At 67.2% G+C, this 19,668-nt stretch carries 18 protein-coding genes; 10 read left to right on the top strand and 8 right to left on the bottom strand.

Going from position 1 to position 19,668, the window contains the following annotated elements:
• Window positions 1–8: 8 nt before the first annotated feature.
• The 3 genes from EP7_RS08420 to proC all read right to left on the bottom strand — a co-directional run bounded on the left by EP7_RS08420 (window position 9) and on the right by proC (window position 2,851).
• Window positions 9–281 (bottom strand): hypothetical protein, encoded by a 273-nt coding sequence (locus tag EP7_RS08420; protein WP_463527402.1) that lies wholly within the window; start codon window positions 279–281, stop codon window positions 9–11.
• Between the two features lie 100 nt (window positions 282–381).
• The gene (guaA, locus tag EP7_RS08415) at window positions 382–1,944 is read right to left on the bottom strand and encodes a glutamine-hydrolyzing GMP synthase (protein ID WP_463527401.1); all 1,563 of its coding nucleotides are present in this window, start codon (window positions 1,942–1,944) and stop codon (window positions 382–384) included.
• A gap of 67 nt (window positions 1,945–2,011) precedes the next feature.
• Window positions 2,012–2,851, bottom strand: a complete 840-nt coding sequence (gene proC / locus EP7_RS08410; protein WP_463527400.1) for a pyrroline-5-carboxylate reductase — start codon at window positions 2,849–2,851, stop codon at window positions 2,012–2,014.
• A gap of 291 nt (window positions 2,852–3,142) precedes the next feature.
• Between proC and rpmF the strand changes: the two genes are divergently transcribed.
• The 3 genes from rpmF to EP7_RS08395 all read left to right on the top strand — a co-directional run bounded on the left by rpmF (window position 3,143) and on the right by EP7_RS08395 (window position 5,077).
• The gene (gene rpmF / locus EP7_RS08405; RefSeq protein ID WP_463527399.1) at window positions 3,143–3,328 is read left to right on the top strand and encodes a 50S ribosomal protein L32; all 186 of its coding nucleotides are present in this window, start codon (window positions 3,143–3,145) and stop codon (window positions 3,326–3,328) included.
• Between the two features lie 126 nt (window positions 3,329–3,454).
• A complete protein-coding gene (rpmB, locus tag EP7_RS08400; protein ID WP_463527398.1) occupies window positions 3,455–3,775 on the top strand; it encodes a 50S ribosomal protein L28 in 321 nt (106 codons plus the stop codon).
• A 504-nt stretch (window positions 3,776–4,279) separates the two neighbouring features.
• Window positions 4,280–5,077 carry a hypothetical protein gene (locus tag EP7_RS08395; RefSeq protein ID WP_463527397.1) on the top strand — a complete coding sequence of 266 codons (798 nt, stop codon included), beginning with the start codon at window positions 4,280–4,282 and terminating at the stop codon, window positions 5,075–5,077.
• A gap of 236 nt (window positions 5,078–5,313) precedes the next feature.
• Here EP7_RS08395 and acs read toward each other — a convergent pair whose 3' ends face one another.
• The 4 genes from acs to hemE all read right to left on the bottom strand — a co-directional run bounded on the left by acs (window position 5,314) and on the right by hemE (window position 11,276).
• Entirely contained in the window at window positions 5,314–7,278 is a 1,965-nt protein-coding gene (acs, locus tag EP7_RS08390) for an acetate--CoA ligase (protein ID WP_463527395.1), read from the bottom strand.
• Between the two features lie 343 nt (window positions 7,279–7,621).
• Complete coding sequence (hemG, locus tag EP7_RS08385) at window positions 7,622–9,154, bottom strand: protoporphyrinogen oxidase (RefSeq protein ID WP_463527394.1); 1,533 nt, start codon at window positions 9,152–9,154, stop codon at window positions 7,622–7,624.
• Window positions 9,155–10,114, bottom strand: coding sequence for a ferrochelatase (hemH, locus tag EP7_RS08380; RefSeq protein WP_463527393.1), 960 nt, complete (start codon window positions 10,112–10,114; stop codon window positions 9,155–9,157).
• 112 nt (window positions 10,115–10,226) lie between these two features.
• Window positions 10,227–11,276: a uroporphyrinogen decarboxylase gene (gene hemE, locus EP7_RS08375; RefSeq protein WP_463527392.1), complete on the bottom strand. Its 1,050-nt coding sequence runs from the start codon at window positions 11,274–11,276 to the stop codon at window positions 10,227–10,229.
• A gap of 449 nt (window positions 11,277–11,725) precedes the next feature.
• On the opposite strand from hemE, the gene EP7_RS08370 reads away from it, so the two are divergent.
• From EP7_RS08370 to EP7_RS08340, 7 genes are all read left to right on the top strand, one after another.
• On the top strand, window positions 11,726–12,640 hold the full coding sequence (locus EP7_RS08370) for an LOG family protein (RefSeq protein ID WP_463527391.1): 915 nt from the start codon (window positions 11,726–11,728) through the stop codon (window positions 12,638–12,640).
• A gap of 37 nt (window positions 12,641–12,677) precedes the next feature.
• Entirely contained in the window at window positions 12,678–13,877 is a 1,200-nt protein-coding gene (locus tag EP7_RS08365) for a hypothetical protein (RefSeq protein ID WP_463527389.1), read from the top strand.
• 272 nt (window positions 13,878–14,149) lie between these two features.
• A complete protein-coding gene (locus tag EP7_RS08360; RefSeq protein ID WP_463527387.1) occupies window positions 14,150–14,959 on the top strand; it encodes a site-2 protease family protein in 810 nt (269 codons plus the stop codon).
• Window positions 14,956–15,183, top strand: a complete 228-nt coding sequence (locus tag EP7_RS08355) for a hypothetical protein (protein WP_463527386.1) — start codon at window positions 14,956–14,958, stop codon at window positions 15,181–15,183. The genes EP7_RS08360 and EP7_RS08355 overlap by 4 nt, the downstream gene beginning before the upstream one ends.
• A gap of 128 nt (window positions 15,184–15,311) precedes the next feature.
• On the top strand, window positions 15,312–15,863 hold the full coding sequence (locus tag EP7_RS08350) for a hypothetical protein (RefSeq protein WP_463527385.1): 552 nt from the start codon (window positions 15,312–15,314) through the stop codon (window positions 15,861–15,863).
• On the top strand, window positions 15,860–16,882 hold the full coding sequence (locus tag EP7_RS08345; protein ID WP_463527384.1) for an HTTM domain-containing protein: 1,023 nt from the start codon (window positions 15,860–15,862) through the stop codon (window positions 16,880–16,882). The genes EP7_RS08350 and EP7_RS08345 overlap by 4 nt, the downstream gene beginning before the upstream one ends.
• Before the next feature lie 37 nt (window positions 16,883–16,919).
• Complete coding sequence (locus tag EP7_RS08340) at window positions 16,920–18,488, top strand: hypothetical protein (RefSeq protein ID WP_463527383.1); 1,569 nt, start codon at window positions 16,920–16,922, stop codon at window positions 18,486–18,488.
• A gap of 10 nt (window positions 18,489–18,498) precedes the next feature.
• On the opposite strand, the gene EP7_RS08335 is transcribed toward EP7_RS08340, so the two are convergent.
• Window positions 18,499–19,629, bottom strand: a complete 1,131-nt coding sequence (locus tag EP7_RS08335; protein WP_463527382.1) for a mandelate racemase/muconate lactonizing enzyme family protein — start codon at window positions 19,627–19,629, stop codon at window positions 18,499–18,501.
• Between the last annotated feature and the right edge of the window lie 39 nt (window positions 19,630–19,668).

Genomic DNA, 19,668 nt, shown 5'->3' with positions numbered 1-19,668 from the left:
CTTCATCGTCAGTCCTGGAGGAGTTCGTAGGCGGTGATCGGATAGAGAAAGACGAGCCCGGCCTCTTTGCTCAGTTCATAGACGATGAAGAGAGAACGACCATTGAGAAGTGATGCGTATGAGGACGAGCGTCCGGTCGAACGGCTCGAGACATCGCGGACGCCAGGACCCGAAAGAGCATCCTCGACCTCGTCTGGCGTGAGTCCGTTGAGCCTGATGTGCCAGACATTGCCGTCGAGGTCGTCCTCATCGTCCCAGAGAATGAGGTCGAAGTCCGGCACTCAGCAGGCTCCACGAACGATCGTTCTACCCGCATTTGCTTGTTGTATTGTATGGCAACGGTAGCGAGCAGTCAATCTCAGGGCCTATGACGCCGGTGCGTCATTCCCACTCGATCGTGCCCGGAGGCTTGCTCGTCACGTCGTAGACCACGCGATTGACCCCCTTCACCGAGTTGATGATCCGGGTCGACGACCGCGAGAGGAGATCGTGCGGCAGGTGGGACCAGTCGGCGGTCATGAAGTCGTCGGTTTCGACGGCCCTCAGGGCGATGACGTTCTCATAGGTGCGGCCGTCTCCCATCACGCCGACGGTTTGCACGGGGAGGAGGACGGCGAAGGCCTGACCGATCTGGCGTTCCAGGCCGGCCAGGCGCAGCTCGTCGAGGAAGATGGCGTCGGCCTGCCTCAGCACTTCGAGCTTGGCCCGGGTGATGGGACCGAGGCAGCGGACGGCCAGGCCGGGGCCGGGGAACGGGTGACGCCAGACGAGCGATTCGGGCAGGCCAAGTTCCAGGCCGAGGCGGCGGACCTCGTCCTTGAAGAGGTCTCGCAGGGGCTCGATCAGCTCGAAGCCAAGCTCCGCGGGCAGACCGCCCACGTTGTGGTGGTGCTTGATCGTGGCGGCCGGGCCGTCGATCCCGCCGCCGCTCTCGATCACGTCGGGGTAGAGGGTGCCCTGGGCGAGGAAGCGGGCGTTGGGGATCGACAGGGCTTCGTTCTTGAAGACATCGATGAACGTGTGGCCGATCTTGACCCGTTTCTCCTGCGGATCAGTCACACCGTCCAGGACGTTCAGGAATTGCTCGGTCGCGTCGACGACGCGCAGCTCGGCGTCGGAGTGGGTGCCGAACATGTCGACCACCGCGGCGCGCTCGCCGCCCCGCAACAGGCCATTGTCGACAAACACGCAGACGACTCGCGGGCCGAGTGCCTTCGTCAGAAGGGCGGCGGTCACGGCGGAGTCGACGCCGCCGGAGAGGCCGCAGACGACCCGCTCCTCGGGGCCGACGCGGGACTTCATCTCGGCGACCGATCGCTCGAGCACCGCGCCCATCGTCCAGGTGCCCGCGCTGCCGCAGATCTTGTCGAGGAAGTTGCCCAGGATCAAGGCGCCGTACGGGGTATGCGCCACCTCCGGGTGGAATTGCAGGCCGTAGACGGGGTCGGTGACGTGCTTCACCGCGGCGATCGGGCAGGTGGGCGTGGCGGCCAGGGCGATGAAGGAACCGCCGGCGACGTGCACCTGGTCACCGTGGCTCATCCAGACGGGCATCTGCCGGGGCACGCCGGCGAAGAGCGGGTCTTCGGGGGCGATCACCGTGCACTCGGCCCGGCCGTACTCACGCGCGGGGGCGGGCTCGACGTGGCCGCCCAGGGCCTCGCAGGCGAGCTGCATCCCGTAGCAGATGGCCAGCACCGGGATGCCCATCGTGAACAGGGCGGGGTCGCAGCGGGGCGCGCCCTCGTCGTAGACGCTGCTGGGGCCGCCCGAAAGCACGATGGCCAGCGGGTTCAGCTCCTTGACGCGTTCCAGGGTGATGTCGTGCCGGACGATCCGGGCGAACGCGTGACGCTCGCGGATCCTGCGGGCGATCAGCTGGACGTACTGGGAGCCGAAGTCGAGCACCAGCACGGGGCGGTCGGCGGGATCGCGGCGTTCCATCGACGTCTGGACCTCAACGAAGGCGTGGGCGACCAAACCGTCAGCTTACCATGAGGACACGCCCGAGTCACTTCGAGCCCAGCTCGGCCGATCGGGCCGCCGCCGCCATCACCGCGTCCATCAGGGCCGCCCGCAGTCCCCCCCGCTCCAGCGCATGAACACCGGCAATCGTCGTGCCACCCGGGCTGGTCACCTGGTCCTTGAGCGCACCAGGATGGAGGCCCGTTTCCAGGACCATCGCCGCCGACCCCAGCAGGGTTTGAGCCGCCAGGGCCGTCGCCACGTCGCGCGGCAGCCCGGCGCGTACGCCGCCGTCGGAGAGGGCCTCGATCATGAGGTAGGCGAATGCAGGGCCGCTGCCGGAGAGGCCCGTCACCGCGTCCATCAACGACTCGGGAACGCGGTACGACCGCCCGGCCGCATCGAGGCAAACCCGCACCGTCGCCTCATCGCCCTCGAGGGCGTGCTCGCCCAGGCAGTAACCCGACGCCCCCTGACCGATGAGCGCCGGCGTGTTGGGCATGACCCGGACGATGCGCCGCTTCGCCTCACCGAGCCCCTCGTCCAACTTGGCCAGCGAGATGCCCGCCGCGATCGAGACGACCAGGTGACGAGGGTCGACATGGGGCGCCAGTTCGGCGAGCACCGAGGTCATGCTCTGCGGCTTGACGGCCAGGACAAGCACGTCGCTGGCCTCGGCCACCTCGGCGTTCGACGCGAGGGCCCGGATGCCGGTCTCGCGTGCGAGCGCCTCCCTGGCTTCGGGGATCGTGTCGCTGGCCACGATCGAGGTGGGCAACGCAGTCCCAGCCCGGATCATCCCGCGCATGAGCGCGGTGGCCATTTTGCCGGAACCGATGAATCCCCAGCGGGTTACGGTCTGCTGCCCGTTCGAGCGGTCGGCCATGGCGAAATCATCCCATCCCGGGGCACCCGGCCCGCATCCGGCGGCCGTCGACGCCGACGCCCGCCCTCGCTGCCCGTCTCGACTCACCAGAATCGTCCATAGATAGGAACAAGCCGGCCAGCATACGCCCGGCCGCCGCAACCGGGCAAGCCGGCCCGCTTCATGCGGCCCTCGGCCGAGCCGGGGTTGCATTCCCCCGGAGATTGCGGATAATCACCCTCTTTGCCGGGTCGAGCAGTACTCGGTGCCGGGTCGAGCAGTGCTCGGGGTTGATATCGGGGAGATGGTGACGTGGGCGTACCGAAGAGACGGACATCGAAGTCACGCAAGGGCACTCGGCGGGCCCATGACTTCCTGACCCCCATCAATCTGACCACGTGCCCCATCTGCAAGCAGCCCGTTCCCACCCATCGGGTGCACAAGGAATGCCTGCTTCAGCATCAGAAGGCCGAGACTCCGGGCCCGATGCCCCGCTGAGTCAGGTCCCGCAAGTCCCGGTGACGTTCGCAAGGGACGTCGGCTCCCGAAGTTGGTTCGAGCCGCCGAATTGCGACCGTCGATGCGCCCCGTCCGAGTTTTCGAAGCGAGCGAAGGAGCGGCCCCATGGGACGCACGTGCGACGTCAGCGGCAAGAAGACCACGTTCGGCAATCAGATTACCACCCGCGGTAAGGCCAAGTACCTCGGCGGCGTCGGCATCAAGTGCACCGGCGTGAGCCGTCGTGCCTTCCGGCCCAACCTCCAGCGTATCCACGTCTGGCTGCCCAACGGCACCACCAAGTACATCCAAGTGGCCACCTCGGTCATCCGCAGCGGCAAACTGACCCTGGAAGTCGACGGCAAGATGCAGTCCTTCCCGCTCATCAAGGCGAGCAAGGGCAGCGCCAAGGCCCGCGCCGAGCTCGGCAACCTTTACCCGATCTGACCAGGCACCAGCCGCCCGACTCCGGTCGGGTGGCATGTCCGAACCTCAGAGATCCGACCGCCCCGATTTGCTCCCCTTCCCCGAGGGCTGCGAATTCGGGGTGTTTGTCGTTTCGAACTCAATTGCGAAAATTGTTCAGAGACAGTGCCGGTTTTGACCGCGAATTGCAACTCCAAGGTCGTAGTGCGTGCTGAGGCTTCCCTCTGGGGGCCCCGGTCTCCGCGAACCAGGACTTTGGCAATCCGGATGACCACAAAGGCGACGCCAATCCTATGTCATCGCCTGGCGGGCCGCCCCATCGCGCGGAGTGGGCGGCCCGCCAGGCCTCGCTCATGAGGCTCCAGGCCGCCGATTCGGGTAGAATTCAGGGTCGATTCGGGATGATCTGACCCCGAACCGCTGTCGCGAGTGGAAGCGAGTACCGGTCGAACGCGTGGGTAAGGCCCCGTCGATTCGGCGGCCCACTCCAGCCATCGAGAGAGAGAGGCTTCTGGGGACTTCGTCATGAGGCTGGAATTCGTCCCACTCCTGGCGATGCAGAGGGAGCTGTATCGCATCCCGCGCGGCCTGGACCGGTTCCGGGCTTACCTTCGAATGATGCAGGGCGACGACCGTAACGATTCCCGGGTGGCGCCACTCGTCGCCCTCAACCCGATGGCCAGAGATTATGTGGCGGTCTTGATCGACGCCTTCCTCGATCTCGGCGCCGAGGAATTGGCGTTCGAAGCGGCCGCGGAGGCATCGGCCCAACTCAACGACGTGAACGGGGAGTACAAGGTTGGCCTCGTCATCGCCGACGACCTGGGCGGCGGGTGGACGAACCGCTATGCGAGCGAGTACGCCTGGGCATCGAAAAGCCCCGCCGCTCTCAGGTGCGGGTGGATCTCGGGTGTCCTCTGGTCGAGCGAACCGGCCTCGGAACGGGCTGTCCGAGAGGCGGTTCTAATCCCTTTATATCGATCGGCTTACGCCCACCGTCATGGTCCAGCGAGGACCCTCCGCGATTTCTTGGACCAGGAAGGGTCCTCGATGGCCTCGGCCGGCTGCGACGCACCGTCGCTGGACGCCGATGATCTCGACTACACGCGCCAGGTTCTGGAACCCGACCTGGGCGAGTCACTTCCACGCACGATCATGGAGTGCTTGTACGGAGACGAGGCGGGCCGCACCCTTGGCTTCACCCCCCGCGGGCTAAGCCATCGAGCTGGCCTGGCCGTGGCTTTGCATCATGCTCGTCCTGGGAGATGGCAACCTTCCGACCCCGCGAACGGCGAGCATCCGACTTCCGTTTGTGCTTCGTAAGTTCTTCTACTTAAATAAGTTATGGCGGATTAGGTTGCGTTTCGATCACTCCCTCAGCCTGACGACGAAACGAACCCGAGCGACTGCGAAACGAATCCATTCGCGGGCAGTGCTCGGTCGCGGCGTCGCAGAACGAACCCAACTTCATCGGCGGTCGTCAAACGACGACGGCCGACGCGGGTTTGAAACCGGTCGGCCGTCAGAGTGTCAGACAAAGGGCTTCGGGACCTGCGGGATCAGACCTCTTCGCTCTCGCGGAGGCGAGCCAGGACGCTCAGGTCTTCGACGGTGGAGGTATCGCCGGTGCTTTCACGGCCGGCGGCCACGTCGCGGAGGAGGCGACGCATGATCTTGCCGCTGCGGGTCTTGGGCAGGGACTCGGTGAATCGGACGTCGTCAGGCCGGGCCAGGGCCCCGATCTCCTTGACGACGTGGGCTCGGAGCAGATGCCTGAGATCGTCGGACGCGACGTGCCCGTATTCCAGGGTGACGAAGGCGAAGATGGCCTGGCCTCGTAGGTCGTCGGGCTTGCCGACGACGGCGGCCTCGGCCACGGAGGGGTGACTGACGAGCGCGCTCTCGACTTCCATGGTCGACAGACGGTGGCCCGACACGTTCAGGACGTCGTCGACACGGCCGAGGATCCAGTAGTTGCCGTTGGCGTCGCGGCGGGCGCCGTCGCCGGTGAAGTAAGCACCGGGGATCTCGGACCAGTACGTTTCCTTGTACCGGTCGTCGTCCTTGTAGAGGGTCCTGAGCATCGATGGCCAGGGCTGGGTGATGATGAGGAACCCGCCCTGTCCGTCCGGCACCGGCTTGCCGTCCTTGGTGACGACCGCCGGCACAATGCCAGGCAGCGGGCGGGTGGCCGAGCCGGGGATCGAGGGGACGGCGCCCGGCAGCGGGGCGATCATGATGGCGCCGGTCTCGGTCTGCCACCAGGTGTCGGTGATCGGGCAGCGGCCGCCGCCGATCACGTCGCGATACCACATCCATGCTTCGGGGTTGATCGGCTCGCCGACCGTCCCCAGCAGCCTCAGACTCGTCAGGTCGTAGCTCTTGGGGAAGTGGTCGCCCCACTTCATGAAGGTCCGGATGGCCGTCGGCGCGGTGTAGAGGATGGAGACCTTGTAGTCCTGGATGATCTTCCAGAACCGCCCCTCGTCGGGGAAATTGGGGGCCCCCTCGTACATCACGACGCTGGCGCCGTTGGAGAGCGGGCCGTAGACGAGGTAGCTGTGGCCGGTCACCCAGCCCACGTCGGCGGTGCAGAAGTAGGTGTCGTCTTCCTTCAGGTCGAAGACCCACTTGGTCGTCGCGGTGACGCCGACCATGTAGCCGCCGGTGGTGTGCAGGATCCCCTTCGGCTTGCCGGTGGAGCCGGACGTATAAAGGATGTAGAGCGGGTGCTCGCTGTCCACGGGCTCGGCCGGGCAGACGGAGCTGGCCTTGGCGGCCAGGTCGTGCCACCAGTGGTCGCGCCCCTCGACCATGTTGATCTCTTGGCCCGTTCGCTTGTAGACGACCACGCTCTCGATGGTCGGGCAGAGTTCCGCGGCGCCGTCGGCGTTCGTCTTGAGCGGGACCACCTTGCCCCGTCGGAAGCCGCCGTCGGCCGTGACGAGCACCTTGGCGTCGCAGTCCTGGATCCGGCCGGCGAGGGCCTCGGCGCTGAAGCCTCCGAAGACGACCGTGTGAGGCGCCCCGATCCGGGCGCAGGCAAGCACGGCGATGGCCAGCTCGGGCACCAGCGGCATGTAGATGGCGACGACGTCGCCCTTCTTCACGCCCAGGCCCTTCAGCACATTGGCGAAGGTGGAGACCTCGCGCTGGAGGTCCTGGTAGCGGAGCACGCGGCGGTCGCCCGGCTCCCCTTCCCAGATGATCGCAGCCTTGTTTTTGTTCGGCCCTTCGCAGTGGCGGTCGACGCAGTTATAGGCCGCGTTGAGCTGCCCGCCCAGGAACCACTCGGCGTGCGGCGGCTCCCACTTCAAAACACGGTCGAAGGGCTTGAACCAGTGGAGGTTCTGGGCGACCTCGCCCCAGAACGTTTCGGGATCGGCCTTGGCCCGGTCCCAGAGTTCCTGATAGGCCTCGAGGCTGGGGACGTGCGCCTTGGCAGCGAAGTCGGCCGGGGGCGGGAAGACTCTGGTTTCGATCAACGAACTTTCGATGGATCCGCCGCCGGCGTCGACCGTCATGGGGAAGCGCTCCGCTCTCGCAGGGGAAGGTGGGAGAGATCCCACCCCGGCGCGTCTTCGCACGAGCGCCGGGATGCAGGATAAGACTGGCCCTCCGCGTCGCCGCGAGGCCCAGCCGAAGCACGAGATGATACGACCGCCGGGCGCCTCGGTCAACACGCGGGAATCGGCCGCCGAGACATGACATCGCCGCTCGATCTCCACGTGGCGGACTGATCAACGCATTCGAGTTCACCCCGAACAATTTCGAGGCGATCTAGAGTCCCTTACCCGGGCCTTTCCGGCTGACCCGGCGGCTTCGCGCCGAATCGATTGCCCGGGCCGAGGGGGTGGGGTAGGCCGATTAGGCCGCGGCGATGTTGGCCGGGTCGGCCAATGCGACGAGGACGGCCTCGGCGGCGAGTTCGCCGGAGCGGACGCAGTCGGGCACCCCGACTCCGTGGAAGGCGTTGCCGGCCAGGATCAGGCCGCTGTGGCGGGCGGCTTTCGTCTGGATCGCCTCGACCCGGTCGAGGTGGCCCAGGGTGTACTGGGGCATCGCCCGCGCGTGGCGGCCGACCCGGGCGAGGATAGGCTCGCCGGTGGTGCCGATGAGGTCGGCGAGCTCGGCGCGGACGAGGTCGAGCATCGCGGCGTCGTCGAGGTCGAAGAGGTGCGGCTGAGTGGCCCCGCCGACGAAGACACGCATCAGGACGGTGCCGGCGGGGGCACGGCTGGGGAACTTGACGCTGGTGAACGAGACGGCCAGGATCCCCCGGTTCTCGATGGCCGGGACCACCACGCCGAAGCCGTCCAGCGGGTGCGCGATCTGGTCGCGACGGAAGGCGATGTTGACGATGGCGCTGGAAGCGTAAGGGATCGACCGCAGGTGCAGGGCCAACTCGGGGTCGAGGCCGTCGAGCAGGCGGGCCGAGGCGTGGCTCTCGGTGGCCACGACCACGGCGGCGGCGTCGATCGGCGGGCCGTCGAGCATATCGACTCGCCAGAGGCCTTCCGACTTGGAGTCGGGCCGGCCCACTCGTCGCACCGGGCTCCTGAGCCTCAGGGCGCCATCGGGAAGGCTGGCGGCCAGGGCCCTGGGAAGTGTGTCCATGCCGTCGATCAGGCTGACGAACAGGCCGTAACGGGCACCCGACGCGTTGGCGTCAACTCCTTTGCCTAGCCTGGCCTGCCTCAGGCCGGCGCGGATCAAGCTGCCGTGCTCGCGTTCCATCGCTTGGTACTGCGGCAGGGTGGCCTTCAGGCTCAGGTCATTGGGGTCGGCCGTATAGATGCCGCCGACCAGGGGCTGGACCAGTCGGTCGAGGGCCTCGCGGCCGAGCCGACGCTTGACGAACGAGGCCAGGCTCTCGTCGGATTCGTCGGCCTTGCGCGGCAGGACCAGGTCCATCAGGGCCCTGATCTTCCCCTTCCAGGAGAGGATCGGCGAGGTCAGCAGCGGCATCAGGCGCCGGGGAGACATCAGCACGAAGCCCTCGGGGACCGGCAGCAGCCTTCCCTTGCCGACCACGAATGACCGCCGATGGTGCTCGTCTGTGCCGATGAGCTGGTCGCCCAGGCCCAGGGCGCGGCAGAGGTCGACGGCCCAGGGCTTATTGGTGATGAACGAGTCGGCCCCCCCTTCGAGGGTGAAGCCGTCGACGTGGTCGGTCCAGATGGCCCCGCCGACGCGGTCCTTGGCCTCCAGCACGACGACCTCGATGGGCCGGCGCAGGGACTGGGCACGCTCGGCGATGCGCCTGGCGGCGACCAGTCCGGTCAGGCCGCCGCCGATGACCACGACGCGGCCGCGTGCGCCCGCCGTGGCGCGATCGGTCCGGCGGTTCCCGCCCCGGTCGTCGTCATCCCTGATGTCGTCGCCCTGCCCCGTCTTCATTCAGGCACCCACAGCCACGGTTTCCCTGGATCCGGCGACCGCCCCGGCGACCAGCTCGCCAAGGGCATGGATGAATGTTGGGTGGTCGTTGACGGTCTCGGCCCGGACATAGCCCAGGCCCGCGTCCCGGGCCACCTGCGCAGCCTCGATGTCCAGATCATACATGACTTCGACGTGGTCGGAAATGAATCCGATTGGGCAAGTCACGACGTCCTCAACCCCTGATTCCTTCAGCTTGGGCAGCAGCGTGTTGACGTCGGGCTCCAGCCAGGGGTCGCGCGGGTTGCCGCTCCGGCTCTGCCAGGCGAGCCGCCATGCCCTGTCGCCGAGCCTCCGGGCCACGGCAGTGCAGGCGGCCTCGATCTGCTGGGCATACGGGCACCTGGCCGCGACTCGGACGGGGATCGAATGGGCCGTGAAGACGAGCTCGGCGCGGTCCCTGCGCTCCGCGGGGATCTTGTCGAGAGCGGCACGGACCCGGTCGGCCTGGGCTTCGGCGAAGAGCGGGCTGTCGAACCAGGGGGTGACGAAGTCGACCCGAGGCGCCACGTCCTGCCCTGCGGCCTCCAGCACCTCGCGGACGGTCTCCTGGTACTTCTCCCAACTCGGCTCGCTCTGATAAGGAGACATGATGATGCCGATGGCTCGCTTGCGGCCGTCGTTGATCATGTCGCGCACCGCCGTGAACATGTACGGCTTGGCGAACCGCATCCCGACGTACACCGGCAACTCCGGCCCGTGCTCGGCCAGCCAGGCCCGCAGCCCCTTCGCCTGGCGGTCGGTCAGCTCGTTGAGCGGGCTCTTGCCGCCGATCAGCTCATAGTGATGGACGACCGTCTCATAGCGTTCCTTGGGCACGGGCAGGCCGCGCAGGACGTTGTCCAGAAATGGGCGGACGTCCTCCATGCACTCGGGGGCGCCGTAGGCCATCAGCAGGACGCTGTCGTAGGGTTGGGTCATGGGAAGCTCGGCGTCCGATGCGCTGGGAGGGCCGGATTCGGGGACCGGATTCCGGCCATTGTATTCAACCGGCCCGCGGCCGTCGAATGGCCGACTCGGGCGTATCCCGCGTTCAATGAGGCCGGTAGCCGTGCACGAAGTCGATCAGCGCCTTGACGTTGTCCACCGGCGTGTGCTGCAAGATCCCGTGGCCCAGGTTGAAGATGTGGCCCGGCCGCCCGGCCGCCTGGTCGAGAATCCGCGCCGCCCGCCGCTCGATCTCGGCGACCGGGCCGAACAGCGTGACCGGATCGAGATTCCCCTGAACCGCGACCCCAGGGCCGAGCCGGTCCCAGGTCGCGCCCAGCTCGACGCGCCAGTCCAGGCCGATTACGTCGCCGCCTGCGTCGCGCTGGAGCTCCAGCAGGGTCGACGTGTCGGTGCCGAAGTGAATCGTGGGCACGCCCGGCTTCAAGGCCCCGAACAGCCGTCGCATGTGCGGCTGGACGAATTGCCGGTAGTCGTCAGGTCCGAGCACGCCCACCCAGCTATCGAAGAGTTGCAGCACCTGGGCGCCGGCATCGGCCTGTGCGTTCAGGTAGAGCACCGTGGCGTCGACCAGCCTGGTCATCAGGGCGTCCCAGGCGCCGGAATCTCGGTACATGAAGGCCTTGGCCGTCTCGTAGTGCCGCGAGCCCCCCCCTTCGATCGCATAGCAGGCCAGCGTGAACGGCGCGCCCGCGAAGCCGATCAGCGGGGTCTTCGGATTCAGGGCCGACCGGATGCTGCGCACCGCGTCGGTGACGTATGCGAGCGGCTCCATCGACTCCAGCGGGCGGATCCGGTCGACGTCGGCGGCCGTGCGCACCGGGTTATGGATCACCGGGCCTTCCCCCTTGGCAAACTCCAGGTCGAGGCCCAGGGGTTCCAGGATCAGGAGGATGTCGGCGAAGAGGATCGCGGCGTCGACGCCCAGGATCTCGGCGGCCGTGACGGTGACCTCGGTGGCCAGGTCCGGATTCTTGCAGAGTTCCAGGAAGCCGACCTTGGCGCGCACCTCGCGATACTCGGCCATGTAACGCCCGGCCTGCCGCATCAGCCAGATGGGGGTGACGTCGGTGGGCTCGCGGCGGCAGGCACGGAGGAACGGGCTGTCGTGCCAGGGGGCGTTCTGGTCGGGCATGGGATCGGTCGGGGCTCGTTTGGCGGGGCGGGCATTCGTCCAACGTCAGACACACATGATACGCAGATCGGCCACGGATCGGGAATGACTCAGGAGCCGGTCGGCGAGCGGGTCGAGAATGGATGGATGTCGTGGGAGGCGATCCAATCTCGAAGTGCGTGGGGCGAATGGACACAAGAACGATACGTCGCGATTCAAATCCGACCTGTCGAAGTCACGACTTGCCGCGACGCCTCTAATAGCAGGGGGTTGCGCGTTGCCGATCAATGGTCGGGGCGGTCCCCCCGGATCCCGAGGACGGAGGGGTTCCGGCGGATTCGGCGGCCGATCGGGGATGAGGGACGTAGAATGAGCGGTGACGCACGAAGTTCGCCGAATCCGCCCATCGAAGGGCGGCGGCGATCCGAGGGCGTCGGATTGGACGAAACGAAACCACGCGGCAGTTTACGATGGACAGAGACCAAGACGGCAATGGCGGGATGATCCCGCAAAAGTCCAACGGGGCGGCGAAGGCCCCGGCACAACGCAAGATCGTGGGCGCCCACGCGCGTGCCTTGCCCAGGGAGACCGAGGACGAGCAACTGCTCAACCGCGAGGTCCCCGCCAGCCCACGCCCCCAGGTGCCCGAGCTTGCGGCGTTCACGCACAGCGAGCCCTGGCGCGTGCTGCGCATCCAGAGCGAGTTCGTGCACGCGATCAACACCCTGGCCGAGGTTGGCGCGGGGGTCGCGGTGTTCGGCTCGGCGCGCATGAACGAGGAATCGCCCTACTACAAGGCCGCCCGAGAGCTCGGCGGCAAGCTCGTGGATGCCGGCTTCGCCGTCATCACGGGCGGCGGTCCCGGCCTGATGGAGGCCGCCAATCGCGGCGCGCTCGAGGCGGGCGGCCTGTCGATCGGCTGCAACATCGAGCTCCCTTTCGAGCAGGACCACAACCCGTACCTGAGCCTGTCGATCGACTTCCGCTACTTCTTCGTGCGGAAGACGATGTTCGTCAAGTTCGCCAACGGGTTCGTCATCTTCCCCGGCGGTTTCGGCACCCTCGACGAGATGTTCGAGGCCCTGACCCTGGTGCAGACGCAGAAGATCCGCCGGTTCCCGATCGTCCTGTTCGGCGAGTCCTACTGGCGTGGGCTCATCGACTGGGTCAAGAATACATTGCTGGAGCAGGGGACGATCTCCGCGGAAGACCTCAACCTCCTGATCGTCACCGACAGCGTGGACGAGGCCCGCGATATCCTGGTCGACTGCTACAACACTCGCTGCTGGACGACCTGGAAACGCTCCGAAGGGGCGAAGCTCGACAGCGACCCGCCGGGCGCACCGGCCACGGCGATCGACCCGAGCAAGTCCGACGCCCAGTAATCCAGACGTTGAACCGCCCGCCCGGAGAGACCCGCCGATGGATGCCAGTGCGACAGCCGCCGAGACCGGGCGCGAGGCCGCGTTCGAAGCCCTGGATGACGCCCTCAAGGCGTCCGGGGCCGCCGCGGTACTCGACTCCCTGATCGCGACGCTCACCGAGCGCGCCGAGTTCCGCCCGCTGCTGGACGCCATGCTCCTGAGGGCAAGGCATGAGCTCGACCTGCCCCTGGTGCAGCCAGGTTCCTTGGCCGATCTGCCCGAGCCGACCCGGACGCACTACGAGGAGCGGTACGTCGAGTCGATCCGCAAGGTCGGCAAGCTGATGCTCGACCACGGCGAGATCGCCGCCGCCTGGCCCTATTTCCGCGCCATCAGCGAGCCCGACCAGGTAGTCCGGGCCATCGAGGACTACTCCCCCGGCACCGAGATCGACGAGCGGCTGGGGCAGGTCGTCGAGGTCGCGTTCAACCAGGGGGTCTCCCCGCGCAAGGGCTTCGAGCTGATCCTGAAGCATTACGGCACCTGCTCGTCGATCTCCGCCTTCGAGGGTCTGCCGCAGGACCCGGCCGTCCGCCAGCATTGCGCCGGTAAGCTCGTCCGCCAGCTCCACGCTCACCTGGTCGAGAACCTGAGAGGCGAGATTACCCGACGCGGCCAGCCTCTCCCTCCGGACGGTTCGCCCATCCCGGCCTTGATCGCGCGCCGTGAATGGCTGTTCGCCGAGGACTCGTACCACATCGACGTCTCGCATCTGTCCGCGTCCGTGCGGTACTCGCCGCTGCTGATCGACGATGCTGAGGGGCTGGCGCTCGCCCTGGAACTGACCGAGTACGGCCGGAACCTCTCGGCCAGGCATCGTTTCGAGGGGGAGCCCCCGTTCGACGACGTGTTCGTGGACCATGCAGCTTACCTTGGCGTGCTGCTGGGCCGCGAGGTCGAGAAAGGCCTGGCACACTTCCGGTCCAAGCTCGTCCCGGCCGACCCCGACGGACGCGACGACAACGCCGCCGTGGCGCAAGCCCTGGTCCGGTTGCTCGTCCGGCTTGACCGCATCGACGACGCGATTGACGTGGCCGCCGAACATCTCGCCGGGGTCCCCGACTCGATGCTCAACTGCCCATCGCTGGCCCAGCTCTGCCATCAGGCCGGCCGGCTCGACCGCCTGTCACGGGCCAGCCGCGAACGCGACGACCTGGTTCAATATGCCGCGGCGATCCTTCAGGACGAGCGTGCATGAGTTCGACGATTTCGTCCCGCCGTCATCCTAGAGTGCGCTCGGTATGGGCTGAGACCCATGTCCCATCCGAAGGCATTCGGGGATGCGGTTCGATGTCGCGTTGGGCCGGGGATTGTTTCGCAACCTGAGAGCAGGCAAGGCGTTTGGTCGTCCGCAAGGGCATCTTCCGCCCGGCGGACGCTCGCGATTTTGGTGATCGGGTTGAACTTTCCGGCCTCGATGAGCGAAATAGATGGTGAGGAATTGTCCCCAGGAAAGGACGACTCGACCCCATGCAGACCATCTCCTGGAAGCTCGGACGTGCCGCGGGTATTGACCTGTACATGCACCCGACCTTCCTGATTTTGCTCGCCTACGCGGCGCATCTTGACGGCACCCTAGGCGTCGCCTTCACCGTCGCGATGTTCGGTTGCGTCCTGCTGCATGAATTCGGCCACTCGCTGACCGCCCGCCGGTTCGGCATCGAGACGCTCGATATCACCCTGTACCCGATCGGCGGCGTGGCCCGTCTTGAGCGGATGCCGCGCAAGCCGGGTGTCGAGCTGCTCGTCGCGCTGGCGGGGCCTGCGGTGAATTTCTTCATCGTCGCCATGCTCTGGTCGGTCTCTTCGGTGATCGGCCTCGAGACCGAAGGCCTGGTCGGGCGGTTCGTCGCCGGCCTGATTGCGATCAACCTGGTGCTGGGCCTGTTCAACCTGATCCCCGCCTTCCCCATGGACGGCGGCCGCGTGCTCCGCGCGTTGCTCAGCGGATGGCTGGGCCGGGTGCGTGCCACCGAGATCGCCGCAGGGCTGGGGCGTGGCCTGGCCGTCGCGTTTGGCGCCTACTGCTTCTTCTCAGGGGCCTATCTCCAGATGTTCCTGGCCGCGTTCATCTATATTGCCGCCGGCGCAGAGTTGCGGCAGGTGATCGACGAAAGCCAGAACGGCCCTCCCGGTGGACGCGGACATCGGATCCGCTGGGCGACACCCCCGCGAGAGACGAAGTGGAGCTATGGCAGCGGCACCTGGAAGCTGGCCCCGATCCCGGCCGAATCCCAGATGGGTCAGGGACGCCGCGGCGGTCGTGGTTCCTGGCAATGACGGACGCCGGCGGACCGAAGCTCACGCCCATCGTCGAGCTGGGCGTGGCCGAGGCCTATGAGCTACTCGAGACGCGGTTCGGGATGGCCGGGATGCCGCCGCTCAATGCGATCGAGAATGAGGACTGGGGCCGGGATTGGCTGCTGAGCCGGTTCTTCGAATTCCCGCCCGAGCTGCTCGCCGCGGCGGGCCTGAGCCTGGAAGACGACCCGATGGCCGGTTGAGACTCCGCTCGACCCCGTCGGGTTGTTGCATGCGCGGGTTGCCGGCGCGTCGAGCTTGACCGGTCGTCCGAGTTCCTCTAGAGTCCGCCCGCCCTACTGGGGGCACTGGCTCAAGGAGGAGCGGACCGATGCGCAGTTGGGCGATGGGGCAGGTGCTGCGGCGCGGCATCATCTCGGCCTTCTTGGCGGTGCACCTGGCGGCTCTCGTCGCCTGGAACGCCCCGGAATGTGCCCTGAAGCAGGCGTTTGCCCCCTGGGCAGGGCGTTACATCCTGCCGACCGGGCTCTGGCAATATTGGGGCATCCTGGGGGCCGACCCTACCAAGGAGACGTTCACCCTGGAGGCCGTCGCCGTCGACGCCCGGGGGATGCTTCACGTCTACCAGTTCCCCAGGTATGCCGACACTGGCCTGATGCAGGGCCTGACCCGGGCACGGCACGCACGATTCGCGGCGAGCCTGGCGCCCGAGGAGAGCGACTCGCTGCGGGTGTTGGGCGCCAAGCATGCCCTGCGTGAGCTGAAGCTACCCGGATCGGCCTACCCGGTGGCGGTGCAGCTCCGGTATCAGCTGCTTCCCCCGCCCGCCTACAACGGCCCGCCGCGCGACCCGTTGCTGGCCCCCGTACCGTTCACTCTCCAGACCTACCGGTTCCCGACCGCGGAGGACGTCCGCTCATGAACCCCCTGCGTGCCTGGAATCGGTTCTGGTTCGCCCCGGTCTCGGCCCGCCCGCTGGGCCTCTTCCGGATCGCGTTCGGCATGCTGGCGCTGGCCAACCTGGCCCTGCTGGCGACGGACATGACGCACTGGTTCACCTCCGCCGGCCTCGTCCGCGGGGTGGACGCCCCAGGCGTCGCCGGCTCACTGCGCTACTCCCTGCTCCAGACCTGGCAGTCGCCCGCCGTGGTCGGAATCGTCTTCGGTGCGCAGGCCCTGGCCCTGGTCTTGCTGCTCGTCGGTTGGCATACCCGCCTGGTGAGCGTCGCCGTCTATCTGCTTCAGTTGACACTCCACCATCGCAACATCGCATCGGCCAACGATGCCGATATCCTGCTGATCGCCACTTCGTTCGCGCTCATGTTCAGCCCCAGCGGCGCGGCCTTCTCGCTGGACGCCCTGCGTGCGGCCAGGCGACGGGGGACGGCGGCGGAGCCCCTGATCGAGCCCTGGGGGCAGCGGCTCATCCAGATCCAGCTGGTGCTCGCCTATGCGATGGTGGCCTTCTATCGGGGCCGCGGAATCAACTGGTTTGACGGCTCGGCGGTGCACTTCCTGCTGAATAACCCCGAGCTGGGCCGCTTCCGCCTCGATCCGCTCTCGATGCAGCCGATGGTGATCAACGCGCTGACCTTCGCCGCGGTCGCCCTTGGTGGTGCCCTGCCCTTCCTGCTCTGGTTCAAGTCCACCCGCTCCTGGATGATCGCCGGCGGCCTGACACTGCACGTCGGGGCGATGCTCGTGATGAACATCCCCCTGTTCAACGAGCTGTGCATGGCCACCTATCTCCTCTTCATGACCCCCGAAGAACTCGCCGCTGTGGCCCGTCCGTTCCGCTCGCTGGTCTCGGCTCGGGAACGCAAGGCTGCGGTGCGTGCCGAGTTCGCCGGCAGGGTCGATGGTCCCCACATCGGCATCGCCTCGCATCGGCCGGAACGGGTTGGCTCGGATCGGGTCGTGACGCTGGCCGAGACTCGCTGACAAGAACCCGGTCCGGGGAAGATGGCCGATGTCGTCGATGCGAATTCGGACGGTTCTCTCCGGCTGTGGGCCATTGTTGGCCGTCTTGCTCGCCTGGAATAGCGTTCAGCTCGCCAGGTTCGATGGGCCGATGCGGCTGGGGCACGAGGCGTTCATCGGCCGGCAGATCGGCCGGGTGGCGCGGAACCATGTGGTGCTCGGGCTTGGCGTGACCAAGGGGGCCAACGCCACCACCCTGCGCGATGACGGTCGGCTGGATCTCCACCGGTCCTACTCGCCGATGGCCTCGTGGACCGTCGCCTTACCGATGGCGATGGGCCTGCCCTATCACGCCTCGATACGACTGCCGGTGCTCGTCTCGCTCAACCTCTTCCTGGTCGGTCTCTGGTCGTTCGCCCGGTCTGTCTGGGGCCAGCGGGTGGCGAACCTGGCCGTCGTATTCGCGGGCCTTTGCCCGGTCCTGCTCTGGCGACACGGCCTGACCTGCATCTTCGAGATCCTGGCACTCGGTCCCTTGATGGTCACGCTGGCGCTCTTGGCCCGGCCTTCCCGATCCGCGGGGGGCTGGGCCCTGGTTATTGCCGGCTCGATCGTGGCGGCGATGGACTCCTGGATCTGCTGGCTGATCTTGATCCCGGCGCTCCTGGTCGAAGCCCGCCGCAACCGCGCCACGCCTGCGCTGGCGGCCGCGTTCCTGGCGATCGTCGTGCCGTTGGTTGTGCACGTCGGCACGACTGGTCTTGCCTCGGGGAACGTGGTCGATGACCTCGCCGGCTTCGCCCGCCACGTTGTCGAACGGTCGTCGGCCCGCGCCGACGCCGGCAAGGTGGAAATTACCTACCCCTTGATCGTCCAACTGCTCATCAAGCGATGGGTGCGGAACATCGGGACGTCGACCTTCGTCGCGACGATCGTGCTGATCTCGGCGATGGTCTTCGGTCGCTTGCGAGGCAAGCCGATACCAGGCGCGAGCTGGATGGTGGGGCTGCTGGCGTTTGCGTTGCCGCTAAACCTGGCTCGGAACATCGCCTACCTGCACGACTTCTTCGTGATCCTGTTCATTCCGTCGGCGGCGCTGTCGCTGGCCCTGGTGACGAGCCGACTGGCGAGCCGGTTCGAGGCGCCCCGTCGTCGGGCGGTCTTCCTCGGGCTGGTCGTGGCCTGGTTCACGCTGGGGGAGTCGCTGCCGAAGTACCGGGCGGCGTTCGCACGTCGGCCCGATGCCGTGCAGTCGGAGATGGCCCTGGCGATCGGTCGAGCGATCGACGAATCTGACTTCGTGCTCGCCAGCCCAGGCGCATGCGGCTTGACCACCGAGACGGCCCTGGCGCTGGGCGAAGACCGGCATCGGATCCCGCTGCCGACCTATTTCGGGCTCGTCTCGCAGGGGGCACTGGTAGCCGTCGACGCGGCCGACGCCGAACGGCTGGCCGCTCGTGCACGGCCAGGCCAGCGCGTCGTGCTGGTCGTGGTGGCCGAGCGCCAGGCCGCCTGGAAGCCGCCCGCGTCGTTCAAAACCCTGGATTCGCCCAGCCGATCGCTGGCGCTGGGCGTCCTGTCGGGCGCGAGCCGGGTCGCCGGTGGTGGTCCCGGCGACCGGCGATAGTGGCGTCGGGTCAGTCGACGCGGTACTTGGCGATGCCCTTCTCGTTCAGTTCGATGCCCAGCCCGGGGGCGTCGGGCACGGCGACCCGGCCGTCGACCGACTTGATCGGCTCGCTGATGTGGTGGCGCAGGGTGGTCCCCTCCTCTACGACGAATTCGAGCAGGCCGAGGGTATTGGGGATGCTGGCCAGATAATGGACGGCGGCGGCGACGTTCAGGTAGGTGGTGAAGCCGTGGTTGACCACCGGGATGCCGCGGTCGGCGGCCATGGCGGCGATCTTGATCCCTTCGGTGAAACCGCCGCAACGCGTCAGGTCGACCTGGATGAGGTCAACCTTGCCGACGTCCATCAGGGTGGCAAAGCTCTTGCGCTCGCTCTCTTCCTCGCCGGCGGCGATGCGTAAGCTGCTGGCCGCGGAGAGCTTGGCGTAGCCCTCGTAGTCGTCGGGGGCGAGCGGCTCCTCGAACCAGAACGGGTTGTACTGTTCGAAGGCCTTGGCTCGCTGGATGGCCGTCTTGGCGTCGTAGACGAGTCCGGCGTCGATCATCAGGTCGAGGTCGTCGCCCAGCCCGGCGCGGGCCTCGCGGATCAGGGCCACGTCGGTCTTGGCGTCCTTGCCCATGGGGGCCCAGCCGAACTTCACGGCGGAGAAGCCCATGCCGGCGAACTTGCGGGCCCGCTCGCCGGTCTCCTCGGGGGTGGCGCCGAAGAGGGTGCTGGCATAGGGGCGTAGGCTCTTGGTGAACCCGCCGCCCAGGACCTTCCAGACGGGCATGCCCAGGGCCTTGCCCTTGATGTCCCAGAGCGCCAGGTCGATGCCGCTCATCGCGTGGATGGCGATGCCGCGGCGGCCCGCATAGATGTTGGCGTTGTACATCTTGGACCAGAGATACTCGGTGCAGAACGGGTCCTCGCCGATGAGCAGGTGGCCCAGGCCGGAGGTGACGGTGTGCGAGAACGGACCCTCGATGACCGCCTTGGCGGCGAGCGGGGCGCTGTCGACCTCGCCGATGCCGACGATGCCCGCGTCGGTGGTGACCTTGACGATCAGTGCGTCCTGGCCGCTGTCGCACTGCTGCTTGACCTCGGGCAGTCGCAGATAAATCGCCTCGACCTTCGTGATCTTCAAGTCGCTGGTCATCGGTGGTCCTTAGTGCCCGGCCCGCCACTCGGCGACGGG

The sequence above is a fragment of the Isosphaeraceae bacterium EP7 genome, from assembly GCA_038400315.1.
Classification (GTDB): domain Bacteria; phylum Planctomycetota; class Planctomycetia; order Isosphaerales; family Isosphaeraceae; genus EP7.
The sequence above is the reverse complement of the archived record's forward strand: the minus strand, read 5'-3'. Positions and strand labels throughout refer to the sequence as shown.

What these genes read in the sequence shown, in the direction of transcription:
- guaA (WP_463527401.1), bottom strand. Translation starts at nt 1,944, where the DNA reads ATGGAACGCCGCGATCCCGCCGACCGCCCCGTGCTGGTGCTCGACTTC.
- proC (WP_463527400.1), bottom strand. Translation starts at nt 2,851, where the DNA reads ATGGCCGACCGCTCGAACGGGCAGCAGACCGTAACCCGCTGGGGATTC.
- rpmB (WP_463527398.1), top strand. Translation starts at nt 3,455, where the DNA reads ATGGGACGCACGTGCGACGTCAGCGGCAAGAAGACCACGTTCGGCAAT.
- EP7_RS08395 (WP_463527397.1), top strand. Translation starts at nt 4,280, where the DNA reads ATGAGGCTGGAATTCGTCCCACTCCTGGCGATGCAGAGGGAGCTGTAT.
- acs (WP_463527395.1), bottom strand. Translation starts at nt 7,278, where the DNA reads ATGACGGTCGACGCCGGCGGCGGATCCATCGAAAGTTCGTTGATCGAA.
- hemG (WP_463527394.1), bottom strand. Translation starts at nt 9,154, where the DNA reads ATGAAGACGGGGCAGGGCGACGACATCAGGGATGACGACGACCGGGGC.
- hemH (WP_463527393.1), bottom strand. Translation starts at nt 10,114, where the DNA reads ATGACCCAACCCTACGACAGCGTCCTGCTGATGGCCTACGGCGCCCCC.
- hemE (WP_463527392.1), bottom strand. Translation starts at nt 11,276, where the DNA reads ATGCCCGACCAGAACGCCCCCTGGCACGACAGCCCGTTCCTCCGTGCC.
- EP7_RS08370 (WP_463527391.1), top strand. Translation starts at nt 11,726, where the DNA reads ATGGACAGAGACCAAGACGGCAATGGCGGGATGATCCCGCAAAAGTCC.
- EP7_RS08365 (WP_463527389.1), top strand. Translation starts at nt 12,678, where the DNA reads ATGGATGCCAGTGCGACAGCCGCCGAGACCGGGCGCGAGGCCGCGTTC.
- EP7_RS08360 (WP_463527387.1), top strand. Translation starts at nt 14,150, where the DNA reads ATGCAGACCATCTCCTGGAAGCTCGGACGTGCCGCGGGTATTGACCTG.
- EP7_RS08355 (WP_463527386.1), top strand. Translation starts at nt 14,956, where the DNA reads ATGACGGACGCCGGCGGACCGAAGCTCACGCCCATCGTCGAGCTGGGC.
- EP7_RS08350 (WP_463527385.1), top strand. Translation starts at nt 15,312, where the DNA reads ATGCGCAGTTGGGCGATGGGGCAGGTGCTGCGGCGCGGCATCATCTCG.
- EP7_RS08345 (WP_463527384.1), top strand. Translation starts at nt 15,860, where the DNA reads ATGAACCCCCTGCGTGCCTGGAATCGGTTCTGGTTCGCCCCGGTCTCG.
- EP7_RS08340 (WP_463527383.1), top strand. Translation starts at nt 16,920, where the DNA reads ATGCGAATTCGGACGGTTCTCTCCGGCTGTGGGCCATTGTTGGCCGTC.
- EP7_RS08335 (WP_463527382.1), bottom strand. Translation starts at nt 19,629, where the DNA reads ATGACCAGCGACTTGAAGATCACGAAGGTCGAGGCGATTTATCTGCGA.